We start from the raw sequence: 19173 nt of genomic DNA, 5'->3' as shown, positions 1-19173 counted from the left end.
TGGTGTGATTTCATTAGTCTATTCCCCTGAATACGCAAAACACCATACTGGAACCCATCCCGAAAATCAGAGACGCCTGGAATCAATAATGAACTACCTTCAAGAGGAAGGTGAACTGGAAAAACTGGATATCCAAGAGCCGGTTCCTGCAAGTAGTGAAGATATCCTGCGCGTGCACACCCCCCACCATTTAAATTACTTAAAATCATTCAGTGAAAAAGGTGGAGGTTACCTGGACTTTGATACATTTGCCTCGCCTCAAAGTTATGAAATTGCAAGATTAGCAGCAGGTGGAGCGATTAAAGCTTCAGAACTTGTTTTAAACCAAGATTATGATTTTGCTTATTCACTGGCACGACCACCTGGACATCATGCCACTGGTAACAGAGCTATGGGCTTCTGCTTAATCAACAACCTGGCAGTGGCCCTAGAATATGTTAGAAAAAGATATGGGCTTAAAAAATTTATCATATTCGATTTTGATGCCCATTACGGGAATGGTACTGCAGAAATATTCTATCATGACCCTCAAATCCTCTACATCTCTATACATCAAGACCCGCACACTATTTTCCCAGGGGAAGGATTCATAGAAGAAATGGGCTCTGGAGAAGGGAAAGGTTTTAATCTAAACATACCAATGCCCCCTGGCTCAAAAACCAGCGATTACATTTACATACTTGAAAAAATTCTAGAAACCGCTTACACTGAATTTAAGGCAGATTTCTCATTTTTAGATGTTGGTTTCGACGGACACATGGAAGATCCCCTATCCAGCCTACATTTGGATGATAATTTTTATCCCTGGATAGGCTGTCATCTTCAGAAACTAACCCCTAAAATGGTGCTGGTCCTGGAAGGTGGTTACTGTTATGATGCCATGGCCAGGTCTAACCTGAAAATGATAAAAGTATTAAGGGATAAAATTACCAATGAAGATAGGTGGCAAGCTCAAGGGGAACTTAAAGTGAAAGATGAGATTAAAAGGATATTTAAAAAAATTCAGGACACATTTTCACCATATTTCACATTTTAGCCAAATAAAAGGAAAATTGGTTCAATCTACCTATAATCTCACTCAAAAATAAAATATGGGAAGATTGAGCTTTAAATCAATAAATTAGAAAGAATTAAATTAATTTAAGTTATCAATAAAAAAAAGTGATGGAAAATTATTATTGGAAGCATCATAATGATTCAAAATTTACAAATACATCAATATATCCATTTCAGAGATTATAAGATTTTTATGAGTATTTTAATGGCACTTGAGGAGATTTTATGAATAAAATCAGGTTCAAACAGGCTCAATCGCTCCTAAGAGAAGCAGGTAAATCACAGAAAACTTCAACGGAAAAACTAAAACCCCCACAGGAAGGTGCCATTAACTCTGCTGCCTATGCAGAGATAATACATAAGATTATTGAAGCTGAAGAATTCATTTACTCCAGCAGACCTCAGCATAAACTTCTCCAGGAAGATGCGGAAGAATTCTGCAATCACTTGATTGACATTAGAAATAAAATTGACCAAATTCTCGCGGACTTTAAAGTTCTGGAGAAAGAAAATGTGGAAGAGGAGGTTAAAAAACTTTCATCACAATTTATAGTGCTCACCAGCAAGGGAAACTTTAAAAAAATACTAACACGATGGGGTGTAGATCCCCAGAGAATAGTGGTGGCAGGAGTACCTTTAAAAGCAGAGGATATGCAACTTCTCAACCCCAACCTTCCTGAAACCGCACTTGAACCCATTAAAACAAAAATAAAGCATGTTAAAAATGATATAAATCGTAAAATGATTGATTTTGATGCTAAATGTCTTTTAGTAGTGGTTGAAAATGATAAATCGGGAGAAATTCTGGCTAAACGAGCTGAAGACTTATATAATGCCCAAGTAATAAAGAAACCTAATTTGAAAGACGTTGATGTTATAGAATTCACAAAATCCCTGAAAAAGTTGTTCAAGTAACCTATAATCACCAATAGCATCTATTTTTTGATAAATTTAACAAATAAATTCTTTAGATAAAAATGTAAAAAATACGAGAATTATAGAAGAATTATACAACTCTTTTTATATTCCCTAATGTATATGACAAATAGAATTAAGTAAAAAAAAAATTTTACATATTAGATTTACATGTTAGAACTCAGGGGTGAAAAAGTTGGAGCCACCGTGTTTACCCGATACTCAGGAAAATCTGCCTACCATCCCCGTGCACCTCACCAGAGTAGGGGTCAAAGGGGTTAAAAAACTCTTAAAAATTGAAAGGGACAAAAAAAGGCCTATTGTTCTCATACCCACCTTCGATGCCTATGTGGATCTGCCCAGTACTCAGAGGGGAATTCACATGTCCCGCAATCCCGAAGCCATAAGTGATGTCTTAGAAGAAGCTGTTGAAGGTACAGCAGTTGAAATTGAGTCTTTATGTGCCGAAATCGTCAGCATACTCCTTGAAAAACATAAATATGCCAAAAGAGCTGAGGTAAGTATGAAGAGTGACTTCATGATCATGAAGAATTCACCAGTTACCAAGCACAAAACCCAGGAAATGGTCAATATCATGGCTGATGCCATTGGCTACCGAAATGATGACGAAATAGTCATCCGGAAAATGATCGGAGCAGAAGTGGTAGGGATGACTGTATGCCCCTGTGCACAGGAAACTGTTAAAGAAGGCTCTAAACAGAAACTCCTGGAATTTTTAGACGAAGAAACCACCGAAAAAGTCTTGGAAACTGTTACATTCGCATCTCACAACCAGAGGGGTCGGGGAAGTATTATGATTGAAGTGCCTTCCCAGCAGATTATCCGGGGGGAAGACATTATTCGCATAATTGAAGATTCAATGAGCTCCTATGTCTGTGAACTTTTGAAAAGACCCGATGAGCATGCTGTGGTGGTTAATGCACATGAACATCCCATGTTCGTTGAAGATTGTGTGCGGAATATGATTAAAAGGATTGTGCAGGAGTTCTCCCATCTGCCTGATGATACCCTCATCACAGTTCAACAGGTGAATGAAGAGAGCATACACCGACACAATGCCTTTGCTGAAAAAGTGGCCACCATGGGTGAACTGAAAGCAGAAATTATTAACGGAATGGAGGATGTTAATTGAAGACCCGTAAGATTGCTGGAGAAATTATGGGAAAATTAGAGGCGTTTGAAGGCTCTAAAGCTGCCATGGACACCACACAACTTCTGATTGTTAGGGGCAGATCACGTAAAAGGATCCAACCGGAAGAATTAGGAAAAACCATATCTGAAATATTTAAAGATTTAGGTGCCAGGGAACTGGATATGTACTCTGATGAAACTGCAGACATCATTACCATCATGGATGAGCAGATTCGTTCCCAAGTAGCTATACAGGGCGAAACCGATATATACGGAATATACCGGCTTAAAGAATCTTTCCAAAGCATGAACTGCCATGCAGATTATGGTATGGGTCTGACAGATGATATTGCTATTTTTTTAGTTCTGTGGAAAGACAAGAGTGGCATTGGCCCGTTGTTTGTAGAATTAGTTGTTTCCGCCCTGGAAGGATAGAACATCAGAAGAAAAAATGCAGATTTTTAAAGAAAAAAAATTAAGGAAAAAAAACTTTCAGATAAACTTTTAAAATATATTTAATTTTTGAAAATCTGTGAAGTATTTGAAAATAAATTAATAATAGCTAATAATTATACTAATATTCATTTTATTAATTTTATGGATAACATGTTATCAAGAGATGAAATAATATCCCTGTTAAGAGCGCAGGGAAATGATGTTCTGGAAATGATGAAAAGGGCCAATTTACTCCGGGAAACCAATGAAATAACCTATTCTAAAAATGTTTTTTTGCCCTTAACCAATATTTGTAGGAATGAATGTGGCTACTGCACCTTTCGCCAGGACCCCAAAGATTATGATGCTAATATTCTTTTAAAACCCCATATAGTGATGGACACCATCCACCAGGCAGATTCTTACCATTGCAAGGAAGCCCTATTCACCTTTGGAGAACATGCCGATGAAACTTCTGAAGTTAAAGAAGCACTTGATGATCTGGGATTTGAAGGAATGCTGGAATATCTTTACTATCTCTGTGAAAGGACGCTGAATGAGACTGGTTTGCTTCCGCACAGTAACCCTGGTATACTGCAAAAATATGAGCTTAAAATGTTGCGTGAAGTGAACGCTTCCCTGGGTTTGATGCTGGAAAACTCCAGCAATCGAATGATGGAAAGCATAGCTCATAAAAAAAGTCCAGGTAAGGATCCTCAATTAAGGATTAAAACCATTAAAAACGCCGGAAAGCTTAAAATACCCTTTACAACTGGACTTTTAATTGGTATTGGGGAAACTCTGGAGGAAAGAGCTGATTCACTCCTGGAAATCCGGAGAATTCAGGATAAATATGGTCATATCCAAGAGATTATCATCCAGAACTTCAAACCCAAACCAGGTATTGAAATGGAAAATCACCCCGAACCTCCTCTTATAGATATGATTAGAACTGTAGCTGTTACTAAAATTCTTTTTCCAGAGTGTGGTGTTCAGGTTCCACCAAATCTTAACCATGACACGGCTCAAATGTTTTTACTGGCAGGAGCAGATGATTGGGGTGGTGTATCTCCCCTTACTAAGGATTATGTAAATCCTGAAGCACCCTGGCCAGAGTTAAACAAACTTAAAAGTCTTACAGAAGAACTAGGATTCCAATTAAGAGAAAGACTTCCAGTTTATCCGAAATATCTGAAAGAAGAATTTTTAAGCGATTTAATACTGGATAAAATATCTTAAATACCTTGGTTAATCTTTTTCTTGTAGAATTTTTCCAATAATTGATATTCTAATAATAATCAATAATAAATTAATAAATGCGAAATAATTAAGCAAAAAAATCATGAAATATTAATTGGTAATGAATTAAATCGGCGTAAATCCTGTAAAAATTTATAAAGCCCATTGAAATCCATCATGATCCTTAAAAAAAATCACTCCACCCTTTAAGACCCTTTAGTAAACCATTGAGAGTTTCTATGATCCAAGTGGAAAAGAAATTGTGAATTCTGTTCCACCTTTGTTTTTGTGTTCCAATGTGCCGCTGAGTTGCAGGGTTAATGTTTGCACAATTTGAAGTCCCAGTGATTCTGTGTTTTTAATATCAACACTTTCTGGTATTCCCACACCATTATCAGCAACAGTTAGTAAACAGTTCCCATTGTCTTTAGAAAGACTAATTATTACTTCTCCTTCTCTAGCGCCCGGGAAGGCATGTTTTAAACAATTTGAGAGTAATTCATTAACAATAAGTCCCAGTGAGATGGCAATGTCAATTTCTAGATTAACATCTGCACAGTTTAAACTGACCTTTACATCACTGCTCTTTTCACTGTAAAATTTTAAAAACATCTCCACCAGACTTTTTAGGTATTCCCCGAAGTGAATATAAGCCAGGTCCTTCGACTGGTATAGTTTCTCATGTATAAGGGCCATGGACCTGATTCTATGCTTGCTTTCCTGGAACATTCTTATTGTTTCTTGTTCCTTGATATATCCTGCCTGTAGACTGATAAGACTGGAGATGATCTGCAGATTATTTTTCACTCTATGGTGGATTTCTCTTAAAAGAACCTCTTTTTCTTCTAGAGATGCTCTGATTTGGTTTTCAGCAGCAACCATATCACTAATATCTGCAAAAGTAGCCATTATTCCCTGTATATTCCCATTAAGATCAGGGAGTGGTGCTGTTGCCATCATGGTATAAATTGGTTTGTCATCTTTCCGAGCGCATTCCAGCTCAATGTCAGATTTTGATTCCCCTGAAAGTACTCTTTCCATGATTTGATGGTATTTTTCCGTATTTTTTTCATTTATGAATGGTGGTTGTTTTCCCAATATTTCATCCTTGCTCCATCCAAAAATATTTTCTGCAGCAGGATTCCAGAGAGATTTCACGCGCCCATCAGGGTATAAATCCACAATTGCAAATGGTGATGCATTTATAATTGTCTCTAAATAAATATTAGCATTATACAATCGCTCTTTTCCTTCTATCAATGCTTTTTCTGCATTTTTACGTTGGGTGATATCTCTTGCTATTACCTGAATGGCAAATACTTCCCCATCCATAAAGATTGGCGCATGATGAACCTCCATAAAGTAAATCTTACCTTCACGCTCGATTTCTATTTCTATGGGCTCAAATTCATCACCATCTAAAAATCTGTTGATTAAATCTTCATTTACTGTGGAATTATTTATAAAATCCTTGATGATTAATTTAATATCCTTTCCAATAAATTCATCCCGGGATAATCCACTATCTTCCTCCAGATGCTTGTTAATATCCAGGATAATACCATTTGGATCTAAAACCAGAACATAATAGGGTGAAAGATCAAAAAGAGCTTTGTATTTTTTCTCACTTTGGGCCAATCTTTCCTGGGCCGTTTTCTTTCCAATGTATTCATCTGCTTCCTTAATAGCCCTTTTAACCGCGTGCCCTAACTTAGAAAGGTTATGTTTGAGAACGTAATCAGTTGCTCCTTTTTTAAGCATCTCAACTGCAAATTCTTCTCCCATCTGTCCACTGACAAATATAAATGGAGTGTCAGGTGCCATGCTTTGTGCTATATTCATTGCTGATATGCCATCAAAGTAAGGTAGGGAATGGTCAGCTAAAATAACATCTGGTTGGAACTCTTTTAATTTATTAATGTATTCTTCTTCGGTTTCCACGCGACGGGAAATAAAACTTATATTTTCCCTTTTAAGCTCTCTTTCCATTAATTCTACATCTAATGGAACATCCTCCAGGATCAGAATTTTAATGGTTTTTGACATGTTTCTACCATATAACCGATTAATGCACCGAATATAGTTATCAGAGATCTCTCGCAGATTTAATACTAAAATACCAATTTTATCTTGTCAGTATAAAGATTATGGTGGCTTGTTTATGAGCATCCAGTATAATCCTAAAGTTGAAACTGCTTCTATGAAATCATCAAATTCAACTGGTTTGCTCACATAACTGTTAACACCCAACTTGTAACTTTCCACAATATCCCGGTCTTCCTGGGAAGATGTGAGGACCACCACAGGTATTTTACTGGTTCGTTCATCCGCCTTTATAGTCTTTAAAACTTCCAGACCATCTACCTTAGGCATGCGCAGATCAAGCAAGATAAGTTTAGGCAGATCTTGTGGATCTCTATCAGCATACTGGCCCTGGGCATAAATAAAATTAAGAGCTTGTTCACCGTCTTTAACCCAGACCAGTTTATTAGCCAAATTTTTTCTCTTTAAAGCCCTCATTGTTAATTCGGCATCAGTAGGGTTGTCTTCCACCAGAAGAATTTCTAAATCCTCTAAATCCATAAAAAACCTCCCAATCCTGAGTATTATCTTAAATTAATCAGTTGATGAGTTTTAGAATCTGAAAACAACGTATACTAAAATATTATTTTTTTAATTCATTCAATTATCAATAATCTTTGGAATCCTGATTATGAACTGAACACCATTTTCATTTTTAAAATCTAATTCACCATTTACCTCATCAAGTATAATTTTTACTATTTTAAAACCCAAATTTTCTGATTTCAAAAAATTGAAGTTATCCGGTAAACCAACACCATTATCTTTTACACCCATAATCCAATATGAACTGTCTTTTTCTAGAGTAACAATTAGCTCACCCTTCTTATCCTGGTTAAATGCATGTTTTAGACTATTAGAAACCAGTTCATGGGCAATAAACGCTAGTGGTATGGCACAATCCATACTCATATTTATTTTCTCTGCATTCACCTGATGATCTATATAGTATCCTTTAGGCTTATAAAAATTTATAAACAGACTTACCAAGCTTTTTAAATAATTACCAAATTCTATATGTGTCGGATCATCATAAAAGGAAAGTTTTTCATACATTAAAGCCATAACCTGCACTCTTTTCTGGTTTTCCCTAAACATCATAGAAATATTATTGTCATTTATCGAATCAGCCTGAAGACCCATTAAATTCGAAACTAGTTTCAAGTTTTTTTGAATACAAGTATGCATCTCCCTAATTACTGCATCCTGTTGGTTTTTTGATTTCTGTAATCCATTAGGAATTCTTTTTTGAGAAGTGATATCTACCATTAATCCTAAAATTCCTTTTAAATTCCCTTCTGAATCATTTAAAGTGATTTTATTAAAAATAATGTCCCTAACACTGCCATCAACATGTTGAACCTCTGACTCATAATACTGGGCTCCAGGGGTTTCAAATAGTTTCTGATCCATTTCCAGATATTTATCAGCCATCCTTCGAGGGGCAATATCATAAACTGTTTTACCAATAATATCTTCTTTAGATAAGCCCAATAACTCCTCAAAAGCACGATTACAAGCCCTGTATAAACCTAATTTATCTTTATAAAATACAGGTTGGCTGATACTTTCAATAATATCAAAATTAAAGTCATCCTTACCCTGGAGCTCTTCCTGTATTTTTTTAAACTTAGAAACATTTCTGGAGATTCCCATTATGGCATAAACTGAACCATTATCATCTTTTAATGGTTTAAAGCAGGTGTTAAGCCATAATTCATCGTCTGGAAATATTATTAAATCTTCTGAACAGAGGGACTTACCATTGCGGAATATATCATTTAGGGTCTTTTTTTGAGATTTAAATACACTTGCTGGGAAAATTTCTTTAAGAGACCTGCCAATTATCTCATCTTTGGGTTTTTTAAGATATTTTAAAGAGGATTCATTAACATAATTCACGGATAAATCAGGGTTAATGATGAAAATCATGTCCGGAGTACTTTCTGCAAGAAATCTGTAATGCGATTCACTTTTTTTTAGTTCTAGCTGCCTCTCATGGCCGTAAAAAGCCATTTCAATGGCAAATCTAAGTTCATTATCCTGAAATGGTTTTATTAAATAAGCATATGGCTGGGTGATTTTAGCACCTTCAAATGTTTCATCATCGCTGTATGCAGTAAGATAAATAATTGGAATTTCCATCTTGCTTTTGATTTCTCTAGCAGCATCTATTCCAGTCATGTCTCCTTTAAGTAAAATATCCATTAAAACAAGATCTGGCTGTAATTCCAATGATTTTTCTATTGCTTTTTCCCCAGAGGAAACAACATCTATAACCTCATAACCCCATGAAACCAGTTTCTTCTGGAGCTCCAGTGCTGTTAGAGCTTCATCCTCCACCACCAAGATCTTCAAATTCTTTGACATAACCCACCCAATAATCTAGTTAACAGCCTATATCAATTATTAATTTTTAACCAAATTTATCGTTACTAGAATATCATTAATCCAATTTTAATCATTAAATCCTAACTATCACCAATTTAAACCATTTATTGGCATCATAAAATCTTTTAACCTGTGCAGAAACTGTCAACGTAAAATGAATGCCATCTGCCCCTGTTTTATGATAGATCCCCTTTATAATTTCAGACGTTGAAACTGGAACTTAATTACTTATCCTTCAATCATACCCTTCAATAAATCCCCATATAACCCTGATGTAACTGTTTAAAAATTAAATGAGAGTTTTAATCATTTAACTCGTTAAAATATATGATTTTAAGTTCCAAACAGGAAAGATCTAATCCCATACGAGTTACCACCACCCCTTCATCAATCATTATAGCAATATTGTTAGTGTTTATAAAAATTGATGCGATAAACTTATTTTTACTTTATCATATTTAATTCTTACATTTTTTAATCACTCTGTGAACTCCCCTCTGTGAACTCTATTTATATACTGGTTTGACTTTCCATATATAAATTAAAATAAAATAATGAATTGAATATTCGCTGAAAATGCTGTTACTTCTGACGTAAATGAAATAATTAGACAATTAGATAATTACTAATCATAATTATTTATTACATTAGTTATTACACAGAATAGGAGGAGTCTGGAAAAAACATGAATAATTGAATTTGATAGAATTTGGAAGAATGGTTTGAATTAACTTTTACGCACCTTGGCATCCACCACCACATGATAAACCCCCGGAGAATATTTTTTTATAACCCTCTGGTTTAAAATATCCACTTCATACCCCTTGGCTGCATTTTTAACCCTGGAAGCTGGTCTTTTAAATTTCAGTTTATCTGGTACAGATTCATGATAATGGATGATGCCCTCATCCTTAAGCACTTCCATAGCCACATCTAGATATTCGTCTGTGTTTCCAATATATCCCATTAAAACTCTATCTGCAACATTTCGAGGTGCTGAATCCCGGCAATTTCCAAGGATGGGTACCACCACATCAGAGACCTTGTTAAGTTGTATGTTTTCTGAAAGGTATGCGTGTGCCACTGGATTTATTTCCACTGCATAAATTTTTCGAGGTTTGGCATGCACTGCCATAGGTATGGTGAAGTATCCTATCCCTGCAAAAAGATCCACCACTGTCTCTTCGTCTTCAACCAACTGGGCCATTCTCTTTCTTTCCGTGGTGTTTCCCTTGGACCACATTATCCGGGAAACATCCAGTTTAAACAGGCAGTGGTTTTCCCGATGTATAGTTTCTGTTCCCTCACCTACCAGAACTTCCACATCAGGTTCCCTTTGCAACCCCCTAATTCTACCTAAACGCACCACACGATTGACTCCAGGGATTTTCAGAAGTTCCTGAGGGTCACCCTCATAAGGTTTTTCCACATTTTTTTTCAAAACCAGAATGTCACCTATTACCTTACCTTTCATAGTTTCTATTAGAGCTATTCAAGAGTATATTAATATAGGAGATAATATATGGGATAAGAAATATTCAATGATAGCATATTCATGGACGAATTTAGGCTGTTCATTATTGAAAATAGACTGAAGTAAAAAAAATAAATGATTATTAGGGTAAATGAGGCTTTAAATCATGAAATACAAAAAATTTGAGTTATAATAATTAATTATTGGAATCATGGGATCAAATAGGAATGTATAAATATGCTTGCGAAAATGGACCTACCATGATTCACCCCCCTACTGGTCTTCAAAAACTTTGTATGGAGATATCTATAAAAAGATGAAACATCAATTACAATCAAATATATAGAGTAAATAAGGAGAATTATAATGGAAACTAGTCTTCAGGAAATATTAAATTCATATCAGGGCGTTAGATCAGATTTAATTCCCATACTTCAGGATATTCAATCATACTTTGGTTATCTCCCTGAAGAATCAATGAAAGAAGTCTCTCAGTTTACTAAAGTTCCTGAAAGTGAAATATATGGTGTGGCCTCTTTCTATTCCCAGTTCAGATTCACTCCCCGTGGCAAAAAACATATTATGGTATGTACTGGGACTGCATGCCACGTGCAGGGAGCTGATAAGATTTTAGAAGGTATAGAAAGACATTTGGAAGTAGAAGAAGGTGGTGTTACCTTAGATCTTGAATACTCCCTCGAATCAGTTGGTTGTCTTGGTTGCTGTGCCCTGGCACCTTGTGCCACCGTAAATCAAGAAATAAAATCAAATATATCTTTAAAGGATATAAAAAGAATTTTTCGCAAAAAAAGGAACAAAAAAAAATCTTCCTGAACTGGAATTACACCTTCATATTGTTTTTTAATTGATTCATTGCTTTCAATTCATTAATATCAAGCATATATCACCTAGTTTTTAAACGTTTTAGAATATTATATCTGTTAAAATCAGCATGCAAATTATCCGATTTTAATGAAATTAGCATTTATTTCAACTTTACATTGTAAAAAAAAGATCATGTTATCAAAAATTCAAGACACAAAACATAACTATCACCAAGTCTTAAATGAATTTAAACAGTTTTACTGGAGGGATGAATTTTGGGTAAAGTAAATAGAGACGAGATTTTAAGCATCCTCGATGAATATAATAAGGATGAAATTACTATAGCCACCCTGGGAAGTCACACCTCCCTACATATGTTGAAAGGAGCCAAAGATGAGGGTTTTCGTACAGCAGTGGTGTGTGAAAAAGGTAGAGAAGTTCCCTATCAGCGCTTTAGAGTGGCTGACGAATTCATTATGGTTGATCATTTTAAGGACATTGTTAACCAAGAAGTTCAAGAAGAGCTAAGGGATATGAATAGTATCATAATCCCTCATGGATCTTTTGTTGCTTATGCTGGTTTAGATCGTGTTGAAAATGATTTTGTGGTCCCCATGTTCGGAAACCGGGACATATTACGCTGGGAATCTGAAAGAGATTTGGAAAGGAAATTGATGGTTGAATCAGGTATCCGAATCCCCCAAAAATATCACGACCCTGCTGATATTGACCGCACAGTAATGGTGAAATTTCCTGGAGCAAGGGGAGGTCGAGGTTACTTTGTGGCATCATCAACTGAGGAATATCATGAAAAAATTGATACCATGCTCCAAAGAAACTGGATAGGAGAAGAAGATGTTGCTAAAGCCCACATTGAAGAATATGTTTCCGGATGCAATTATTGCATACATTTCTTCTATTCTGCTCTAAATGATGAAGTTGAAGTTTTAGGAATGGACAGCCGTTATGAATCCAATATTGACGGTTTATGCAGGATCCCTGCCAAAGATCAGCTGGATATTGGATTGGATCCCTCTTACGTTATTACAGGGAACCATCCCGTGGTTATGAGAGAATCCCTGCTGCCTCAAGTTTTTGATATTGGAGACAAATTGGTGGAAGGAGCTAAAAAGCTTGTTCCACCAGGAATGAACGGACCATTCTGCCTGCAGAGTCTGTGCAATGATGATTTAGAGATTATTGTCTTTGAAATGAGTGCACGTACTGATGGCGGATCCAACACCTTCATGCACACCTCATCCTACAGTTACCTCCTTTTCGGAGAATTGATGAGTGTTGGCCGAAGAATATCCCGTGAAATTAAAAACGGAATATCTGAAGACAACTTAGATGTTTTAGTAACCTAGAGATTTGCTCTTTGGTTGCCCCATTTTTTTATCTTTCTTTTTCTTTTTATTTGACACGTTTTTTACCTCTTAAAATGTTCCAATCTGCATATCCAGACAACAGGATGATGGGAACATTAATAAATAAAAAAAGGATCAGAAACATGAAAAGATAACCAAAGGCTTATATAAGCCTGTATTAAAAAGAAGGACACATAAAGCTGGTAATTTAAAGAAATATAACCAGCAATATTTATATACCATGAATTTTAAAGTAGCACATAGAAAGTTTAGCTATTTTTTATTTATGTTTTTTTGAGGTGTATCTATGAATGATGAAAATCGACTTAAAGGCACTACAACTGTTGGTTTAACCTGTAAGGACGGAGTTGTTTTTGCTACCGAAACCAGAGCCACCATGGGGAATCTCATAGCCCACAAAGTGGCTGACAAGATCTTCAAAATAGATGATCACATTGGAGCCACCATTGCTGGTGCTGTTTCAGATGCTCAAAGCCTGATGAAATACATCAGCGCTGAAGTTGCACTTTTCAGACTCCGAAACGGTAAAAGAATCAACGTAGAAGCCGCAGCAACCCTCACCTCCAATATATTACACTCATCCAGATTTTACCCATTCTATGTTCAAACACTTCTAGGAGGGGTGGATGATAAAGGTCCTGCTCTTTTCTCCCTGGATCCAACTGGAGGAGTTATCCGGGATCCAATGATTGCCACTGGCTCAGGATCACCGGTAGCCTATGGTGTACTGGAAGACCGCTACAGTGCAGATCTTTATGTTGAAGAAGGAGTAGATGTGGCTATTCGCGCCATAAAATCTGCCATGGAGAGGGATGCCTTTTCAGGCAATGGAATACTGGTGGCTACCATCACCGAGGAAGAGGGGTTCAAAAAATTTTCTGATGAAGAAGTAAACAAAAAAATAAAAGAAATAAACTAGTTTTAATTATTTAAATATTCTAAGAGTCCTTCATAAGGACTCAAACTATTTTCTATTTTTCTAGACGTGATGTTATGGGTTCAGAGATTCAAGAAATCAAAAACACAATCATACAAAGATTACCCAGCCGAGTTCAAGTAGCAAAAGTTGAATTTGAAGGTCCTGAAGTGGTGATTTACACCAAAAACCCTGAAATTATCACCGAGAACGGTGACCTCATCCGGGATCTGGCCAAGGACATTAGGAAAAGGATTATAATCCGTTCTCATAAAACAGTGCTCACTGAGCCAGAGGAGTCCATTAACCGTATCCACAGCATAGTTCCCGACGAAGCCAAAATCACTAACATATCCTTTGATGATGTGACTTGCGAGGTTATTATTGAAGCCAGGAAACCGGGACTGGTTATAGGCAAATACGGAGCCACCTCCCGAGAGATCGTGAAACAGATTGGTTGGGCTCCTAAAATCTTACGTACACCACCTATTTCTTCTGAAATAATTCAAAGGATCAGAAGGACGCTCCGTAAAAACAGCAAAGAACGTAAAAAGATCCTGCAGCAGTTAGGAAGCCGCATACACCGGCCAGTCCCCATGGAGAATGAATGGGTTCGGCTAACTGCATTGGGAGGTTTCCGTGAAGTGGGAAGGTCCTCTCTATTTATCCAAACCTCAAACAGCAAAATATTACTGGACTGTGGAGTAAATGTGGCAGGTGCTGATGATAAAAGTTCATACCCTTATCTAAATGTTCCTGAATTTGTCCTGGATGATCTCGACGCAGTCATAATCTCACATGCCCACCTTGATCACTCTGGATTCCTGCCCTATCTCTACCATTATGGATATGAAGGCCCAGTGTACTGTACCACCCCCACAAGAGACCTTATGACCCTACTCCAGCTGGATCACATTGACATAGCACACAGAGAAGACAACCCACTCCCTTTTAATGTTAAACATGTTAAAAAGAGCATTAAACATACCATAACCCTTGACTATGGAGAGGTTACTGATATAGCTCCAGATATTCGTCTCACCTTACATAATGCCGGGCATATCCTTGGTTCTGCAATTACTCATATGCACATCGGTGATGGTCAGCACAACTTCGTTTACACAGGAGACTTCAAATACGAAAGAAGCAGACTCCTTGAACCCGCAGTATCCAAGTTTCCACGTATAGAATCCCTGGTTATGGAAAGTACCTATGGTGGACATGAGGATGTGCAGCCCACCCGAAATGATGCGGAAAAAGAACTTATAAAAACCATATACCAAACTCTTCAACAAAAAGGGAAGATTTTAATACCTGTTTTCGCAGTGGGAAGGGCTCAAGAGTTAATGATAGTTCTTGATGAATACATACGTCACGGAATCATCGAAGAAGTCCCCATCTACATTGATGGCATGATCTGGGAAGCCACTGCCATCCACACCGCCCGACCAGAATACCTCAGTAAAGACCTTCGGGATCAGATATTCCATATGGGACGCAACCCCTTCATTTCCGAAGTCTTCCATAAAGTTAATGGAATCGAAGAACGCAAAGACATTGTAGAAGGCGAACCATCAATTATACTCTCCACATCAGGAATGTTGACCGGTGGAAACTCCCTGGAATACTTCAAATGGTTATGTGAAGATGAAAAAAGTTCACTGGTCTTCGTAGGATACCAGGCAGAAGGTTCACTGGGACGCAGACTACAAAAGGGTTGGAAAGAGATTCCCCTTAAAGAAGAAGGAAAAACCAATGTTTACAATGTGAAAATGAATATTAAAACCATTGAAGGATTCAGTGGACATTCTGATCGCCGGCAACTTATGGATTACGTGCGGCGCATTAGTCCCAAACCCGAGAAAATACTGATTTGTCATGGAGATAACTACAAAACCCTGGACCTGGCCAGTAGTATCTACAGAAGCTATAAAATCGAGACAAAAACTCCAATGAACTTGGAAACTGTGAGGATTCAATAATCGTCCTCACTTAACCTTCTATTTTGTATTTATTTGATTTTTCATTATTATTTTTTTAAAGAAAAAATTTTCTATAAACAAGACTAATAAAACAGTTCTTGCACTTCTTTTTCATTTATACATAAAAATCGAAGCCCCCGCGAAGAGAACCTCAGATTAATTAAAAAAAGTTGCAAACATCTAGCACATGCATACCTGGAAGAAGGACATCTAAACCACTGAAAACATATCTTGACCATGATGATTATCGAGTCCTCAGTTAGGGACAAATGCTATTAACTGTGGCAGAATTCCTTTTGAACCGTTCCCATGAACAATCAACAATGAAATATGCAGCATCTAAATAAGCTAAATTTGAAAACAATCCCATCAACTGATTAAATTTATAAAAAAAATTGAATTTATAAAAAAACCTTTTTTTGGTAGTGGTGATAATTAAGAATCCTCATAAATGTCCAAATTTGTTTTTTTATAGTTTCGGTAGAATCTAAAAAGTTTATTAACGTTTAATCAAATAACACTATACACTATACTATTCATTTTATTCATTTGGTGATCTAATTGGTAACTTATTCAGAATCCGGAGTAGATATCGACTTGGAAGAAGTCACAGTAACTGCGCTAACTAATAAACTTAAAGAAACCCTCCAGTTTCAGGATTTGATTACAGAAAGCGGCCACTTCGCAGCACTGGTACGCCTGGGAAATCAGGGATTGGCAATGAGCACTGATGGGGTGGGGAGTAAAATCCTGGTAGCGGAGATGATGGGAAAGTATGATACCGTGGGCATTGACTGTGTGGCAATGGTGGTTAACGACCTTATCTGTGTAGGAGCACGCCCCCTGGCCATGGTGGACTACCTGGCCGTTGAAAAGCCAGATCCAGAAGCTGCAAGCCAAATAGCAGAAGGATTAACAGAAGGATGCCGTCAGGCTAACGTAGCCATGATCGGAGGGGAAACAGCATCACTACCAGAGATTGTACGAAACTTTGACCTAGCAGCCACAGGTATTGGTATTGTGGACTTGGATAAAACTGTTTCTGGTGAAGAAATCCAAAATGGTGATGTTATAATCGGTATTAGAAGCAGCGGTATTCACAGTAACGGTTTAAGTCTAGCCCGTAGGGTTTTCTTCGAAGAAACCGGGCTTACAGTTGATGACCCCTTACCCACTGATGCAAATGTTACGGTGGGGGAGGCACTGCTTGAACCCACCTGCATCTATGTTAAGGCCATTATGGAATTATTAGATGAAGTGAATGTTCATGGCCTGGCACATATAACCGGAGGAGGATTCACCAACCTTAAAAGACTGAAAAAAGGAACCAGTTACCGTATTGACAACTTACCAGAACCACACCCATTATTTATGTTTATTTCAAGAGAGAACGTGAAGATTGAAGAAATGTACCGTGTTTTCAATATGGGTGTGGGATTTACAGTTATTCTACCCGAGGATAAAGCAACTGATGCACTTAATATATTAGAAAAATATCACCCTGCCCAGGTAATTGGTAGGGTTGTGGATGACTCCCAGAGTAAAGTTGAAGTTAAAACATTCTCTGGAGAATGGATTCAACTATAGGATTTGATTTGAACTTCAAAGCAAGAATTAAACACTGATAATATAAAAAAAGGTTTCAAATCATTTTAGGAATATCAATTATAGATTTGAATTGACTTGTAGGAAGGTGAAAATTGTGAAAATTACTCCAGAACAGGAATTATCTCTGATCATTGAAATGCTAACCCAGCTAGATGTGCCTAATGAAGAAGCATCCATAGTGGCTGAAGTCACATTAGATGCAGATTTGAAGGGTTTTTCATCACATGGCCTTGGAAGATTCCCCCAGTATGTCAAAGGACTTGAAGTAGGCACCATTAAACCTAAAAGTGAGATTACTGTGGAAAAAGAGAGTCTGGCCACAGCCCTCATAAATGGTAACCATGGTTTTGGGCATGTGGTAACCTATCGTGCCATGGAAATGGCCATTTCAAAAGCAAGAGAAGCAGGTGTTGGAATTATAGGTATTCATAACTCCAATCATTTTGGAGTGGCTGGTTACTATTCAGACATGGCTATAATGGAGGATATGATAGGCATAGTCATCGCCAACACTGAACCTGCAGTGGCCCCCATAGGTGGGAAAGAACCCATCCTGGGAACCAACCCACTGGCTATAGGAATACCTTCAGGCAGTCACTATGTTTCCGTGGATATGGCCACATCAGCATCAGCCCGAGGGAAACTCATAGAAGCTAAAAGAAGAGGTGAAATGATACCTGAAAATGTGGCCCTGGACGCAGATGGGAGGCCAACCATTGACCCATGTGAAGCACTTAAAGGTTCAATCTTACCATTTGGAGCGCATAAAGGATATGCACTGGCATTTATGATTGAGATAATGGCCGGACCCCTGGTAAACGCATCTTACGGTAAAGCTGTTGCTGGAACCGCGAACTCTGAGGTTGAATGCACCAAAGGAGATCTGGTCATGGCTTTAGACCCCTCTAAATTTGTGGATTTGGAAGAATTTAAAAAAGATGTGGATGATTTCATTGCAGAGGTTAAATCCACTCCTAACGTGTTCATTCCTGGAGATATGGAAGTTAGAAATGTTAAACGTCACCAGGAAAAAGGTATGCCTCTGGATGATAATCTGGTGAAACAACTGCGGGAAATCACCAGAGAATTGGGAGTAGATGCCCGTGACATACTCGGTGAATAGTTTCTAAATTCACATGAAAAATTTTTCTTCCTTAAAAAATTGAAAAATTGAAATTATAATCAACTAATAAAAAAATTGATGGAGCACATTTTAATGGACAGCAGTCAGGCCATTTTTGAAGGGCTTAAAAAGGCGGGAATAGATTTTGTGGTTAGTGTTCCCTGTGTGAACCTGGGAAAGGTCATGGATATGGTTGACTGTGACCCGGACATCATCCATGTGCCAGTGACCAGGGAGGAAGAGGGTTTTGGCATTGCAGCTGGCGCATTTATGGGAGGTAAAAGACCAGCCATTTTAATGCAAAACTCCGGACTGGGAAACTCTATAAACGTCTTGGCATCCCTTTTTAAACTTTACCATTTCCCCATACTCATGATCATCAGCCACAGAGGTACTGAAGGTGAATTCATGAGTGCTCAGATTCCCATGGGAGAAGCAACTCCTGGACTGCTGGACACCCTGGAGATTGCCTATATAATTCCTGAAACACCGAAGGAAGCCCTTAAACTCTTACCCGAAGCATGGACCCTGGCAGAATTGGCTGGATCTCCACTGGGAATACTTTTGGATATTAATTTCTGGTGAAT

Annotated in this window: 16 protein-coding genes; 12 read left to right on the top strand and 4 right to left on the bottom strand. The window is 37.5% G+C overall.

Going from position 1 to position 19173, the window contains the following annotated elements; genetic code table 11:
• The first annotated feature begins 4 nt into the window (after positions 1 to 4).
• The 5 genes from HVN35_04975 (at position 5) to cofG (ending at position 4797) form a co-directional block, all read left to right on the top strand.
• Positions 5 to 1036 (top strand): histone deacetylase, encoded by a 1032-nt coding sequence (locus tag HVN35_04975; protein ID NYB51890.1) that lies wholly within the window; start codon positions 5 to 7, stop codon positions 1034 to 1036.
• Between the two features lie 245 nt (positions 1037 to 1281).
• Positions 1282 to 1971, top strand: coding sequence for a DUF2100 domain-containing protein (locus HVN35_04970; GenBank protein ID NYB51889.1), 690 nt, complete (start codon positions 1282 to 1284; stop codon positions 1969 to 1971).
• 196 nt (positions 1972 to 2167) lie between these two features.
• Positions 2168 to 3124 (top strand): GTP cyclohydrolase I FolE2, encoded by a 957-nt coding sequence (locus HVN35_04965; protein ID NYB51888.1) that lies wholly within the window; start codon positions 2168 to 2170, stop codon positions 3122 to 3124.
• A complete protein-coding gene (locus HVN35_04960) occupies positions 3121 to 3558 on the top strand; it encodes a DUF2120 domain-containing protein (protein ID NYB51887.1) in 438 nt (145 codons plus the stop codon). Before HVN35_04965 ends, HVN35_04960 begins: the two co-directional genes overlap by 4 nt.
• Positions 3559 to 3729: 171 nt before the next feature.
• Complete coding sequence (gene cofG / locus HVN35_04955; GenBank protein NYB51886.1) at positions 3730 to 4797, top strand: 7,8-didemethyl-8-hydroxy-5-deazariboflavin synthase CofG; 1068 nt, start codon at positions 3730 to 3732, stop codon at positions 4795 to 4797.
• A gap of 237 nt (positions 4798 to 5034) precedes the next feature.
• Here the strand turns inward: cofG and HVN35_04950 are convergent, their stop codons facing one another.
• The 4 genes from HVN35_04950 to HVN35_04935 form a co-directional block, all read right to left on the bottom strand.
• Positions 5035 to 6843 (bottom strand): PAS domain S-box protein, encoded by a 1809-nt coding sequence (locus HVN35_04950; GenBank protein NYB51885.1) that lies wholly within the window; start codon positions 6841 to 6843, stop codon positions 5035 to 5037.
• A 99-nt stretch (positions 6844 to 6942) separates the two neighbouring features.
• Positions 6943 to 7380: a response regulator gene (locus HVN35_04945; protein ID NYB51884.1), complete on the bottom strand. Its 438-nt coding sequence runs from the start codon at positions 7378 to 7380 to the stop codon at positions 6943 to 6945.
• 99 nt (positions 7381 to 7479) lie between these two features.
• Positions 7480 to 9249 carry a PAS domain-containing protein gene (locus tag HVN35_04940; protein ID NYB51883.1) on the bottom strand — a complete coding sequence of 590 codons (1770 nt, stop codon included), beginning with the start codon at positions 9247 to 9249 and terminating at the stop codon, positions 7480 to 7482.
• Positions 9250 to 9997: 748 nt separating this feature from the next.
• The gene (locus HVN35_04935; GenBank protein NYB51882.1) at positions 9998 to 10744 is read right to left on the bottom strand and encodes a class I SAM-dependent methyltransferase family protein; all 747 of its coding nucleotides are present in this window, start codon (positions 10742 to 10744) and stop codon (positions 9998 to 10000) included.
• A 366-nt stretch (positions 10745 to 11110) separates the two neighbouring features.
• On the opposite strand from HVN35_04935, the gene nuoE reads away from it, so the two are divergent.
• The 7 genes from nuoE (at position 11111) to comD (ending at position 19171) form a co-directional block, all read left to right on the top strand.
• Positions 11111 to 11578, top strand: a complete 468-nt coding sequence (gene nuoE, locus HVN35_04930; protein ID NYB51881.1) for an NADH-quinone oxidoreductase subunit NuoE — start codon at positions 11111 to 11113, stop codon at positions 11576 to 11578.
• Between the two features lie 266 nt (positions 11579 to 11844).
• On the top strand, positions 11845 to 12936 hold the full coding sequence (locus HVN35_04925) for a formate--phosphoribosylaminoimidazolecarboxamide ligase (GenBank protein ID NYB51880.1): 1092 nt from the start codon (positions 11845 to 11847) through the stop codon (positions 12934 to 12936).
• 307 nt (positions 12937 to 13243) lie between these two features.
• Positions 13244 to 13876, top strand: coding sequence for an archaeal proteasome endopeptidase complex subunit beta (gene psmB / locus HVN35_04920; protein ID NYB51879.1), 633 nt, complete (start codon positions 13244 to 13246; stop codon positions 13874 to 13876).
• Between the two features lie 74 nt (positions 13877 to 13950).
• A complete protein-coding gene (locus tag HVN35_04915; GenBank protein ID NYB51878.1) occupies positions 13951 to 15855 on the top strand; it encodes a beta-CASP ribonuclease aCPSF1 in 1905 nt (634 codons plus the stop codon).
• 561 nt (positions 15856 to 16416) lie between these two features.
• The gene (locus tag HVN35_04910; GenBank protein NYB51877.1) at positions 16417 to 17442 is read left to right on the top strand and encodes a phosphoribosylformylglycinamidine cyclo-ligase; all 1026 of its coding nucleotides are present in this window, start codon (positions 16417 to 16419) and stop codon (positions 17440 to 17442) included.
• A gap of 115 nt (positions 17443 to 17557) precedes the next feature.
• Positions 17558 to 18586 carry an Ldh family oxidoreductase gene (locus HVN35_04905; protein NYB51876.1) on the top strand — a complete coding sequence of 343 codons (1029 nt, stop codon included), beginning with the start codon at positions 17558 to 17560 and terminating at the stop codon, positions 18584 to 18586.
• A gap of 93 nt (positions 18587 to 18679) precedes the next feature.
• Positions 18680 to 19171 carry a sulfopyruvate decarboxylase subunit alpha gene (comD, locus tag HVN35_04900; GenBank protein NYB51875.1) on the top strand — a complete coding sequence of 164 codons (492 nt, stop codon included), beginning with the start codon at positions 18680 to 18682 and terminating at the stop codon, positions 19169 to 19171.
• Positions 19172 to 19173 lie beyond the last annotated feature (2 nt).

The sequence above is a fragment of the Methanobacteriaceae archaeon genome (assembly GCA_013403005.1).
GTDB lineage: Archaea > Methanobacteriota > Methanobacteria > Methanobacteriales > Methanobacteriaceae > Methanobacterium.
This window is presented reverse-complemented; position numbering and strand designations above follow the sequence as displayed.

What these genes read in the sequence shown, in the direction of transcription:
- HVN35_04970 (NYB51889.1), top strand. Translation starts at nt 1,282, where the DNA reads ATGAATAAAATCAGGTTCAAACAGGCTCAATCGCTCCTAAGAGAAGCA.
- cofG (NYB51886.1), top strand. Translation starts at nt 3,730, where the DNA reads ATGTTATCAAGAGATGAAATAATATCCCTGTTAAGAGCGCAGGGAAAT.
- HVN35_04950 (NYB51885.1), bottom strand. Translation starts at nt 6,843, where the DNA reads ATGTCAAAAACCATTAAAATTCTGATCCTGGAGGATGTTCCATTAGAT.
- HVN35_04945 (NYB51884.1), bottom strand. Translation starts at nt 7,380, where the DNA reads ATGGATTTAGAGGATTTAGAAATTCTTCTGGTGGAAGACAACCCTACT.
- HVN35_04940 (NYB51883.1), bottom strand. Translation starts at nt 9,249, where the DNA reads ATGTCAAAGAATTTGAAGATCTTGGTGGTGGAGGATGAAGCTCTAACA.
- HVN35_04935 (NYB51882.1), bottom strand. Translation starts at nt 10,744, where the DNA reads ATGAAAGGTAAGGTAATAGGTGACATTCTGGTTTTGAAAAAAAATGTG.
- nuoE (NYB51881.1), top strand. Translation starts at nt 11,111, where the DNA reads ATGGAAACTAGTCTTCAGGAAATATTAAATTCATATCAGGGCGTTAGA.
- psmB (NYB51879.1), top strand. Translation starts at nt 13,244, where the DNA reads ATGAATGATGAAAATCGACTTAAAGGCACTACAACTGTTGGTTTAACC.
- HVN35_04915 (NYB51878.1), top strand. Translation starts at nt 13,951, where the DNA reads ATGGGTTCAGAGATTCAAGAAATCAAAAACACAATCATACAAAGATTA.
- comD (NYB51875.1), top strand. Translation starts at nt 18,680, where the DNA reads ATGGACAGCAGTCAGGCCATTTTTGAAGGGCTTAAAAAGGCGGGAATA.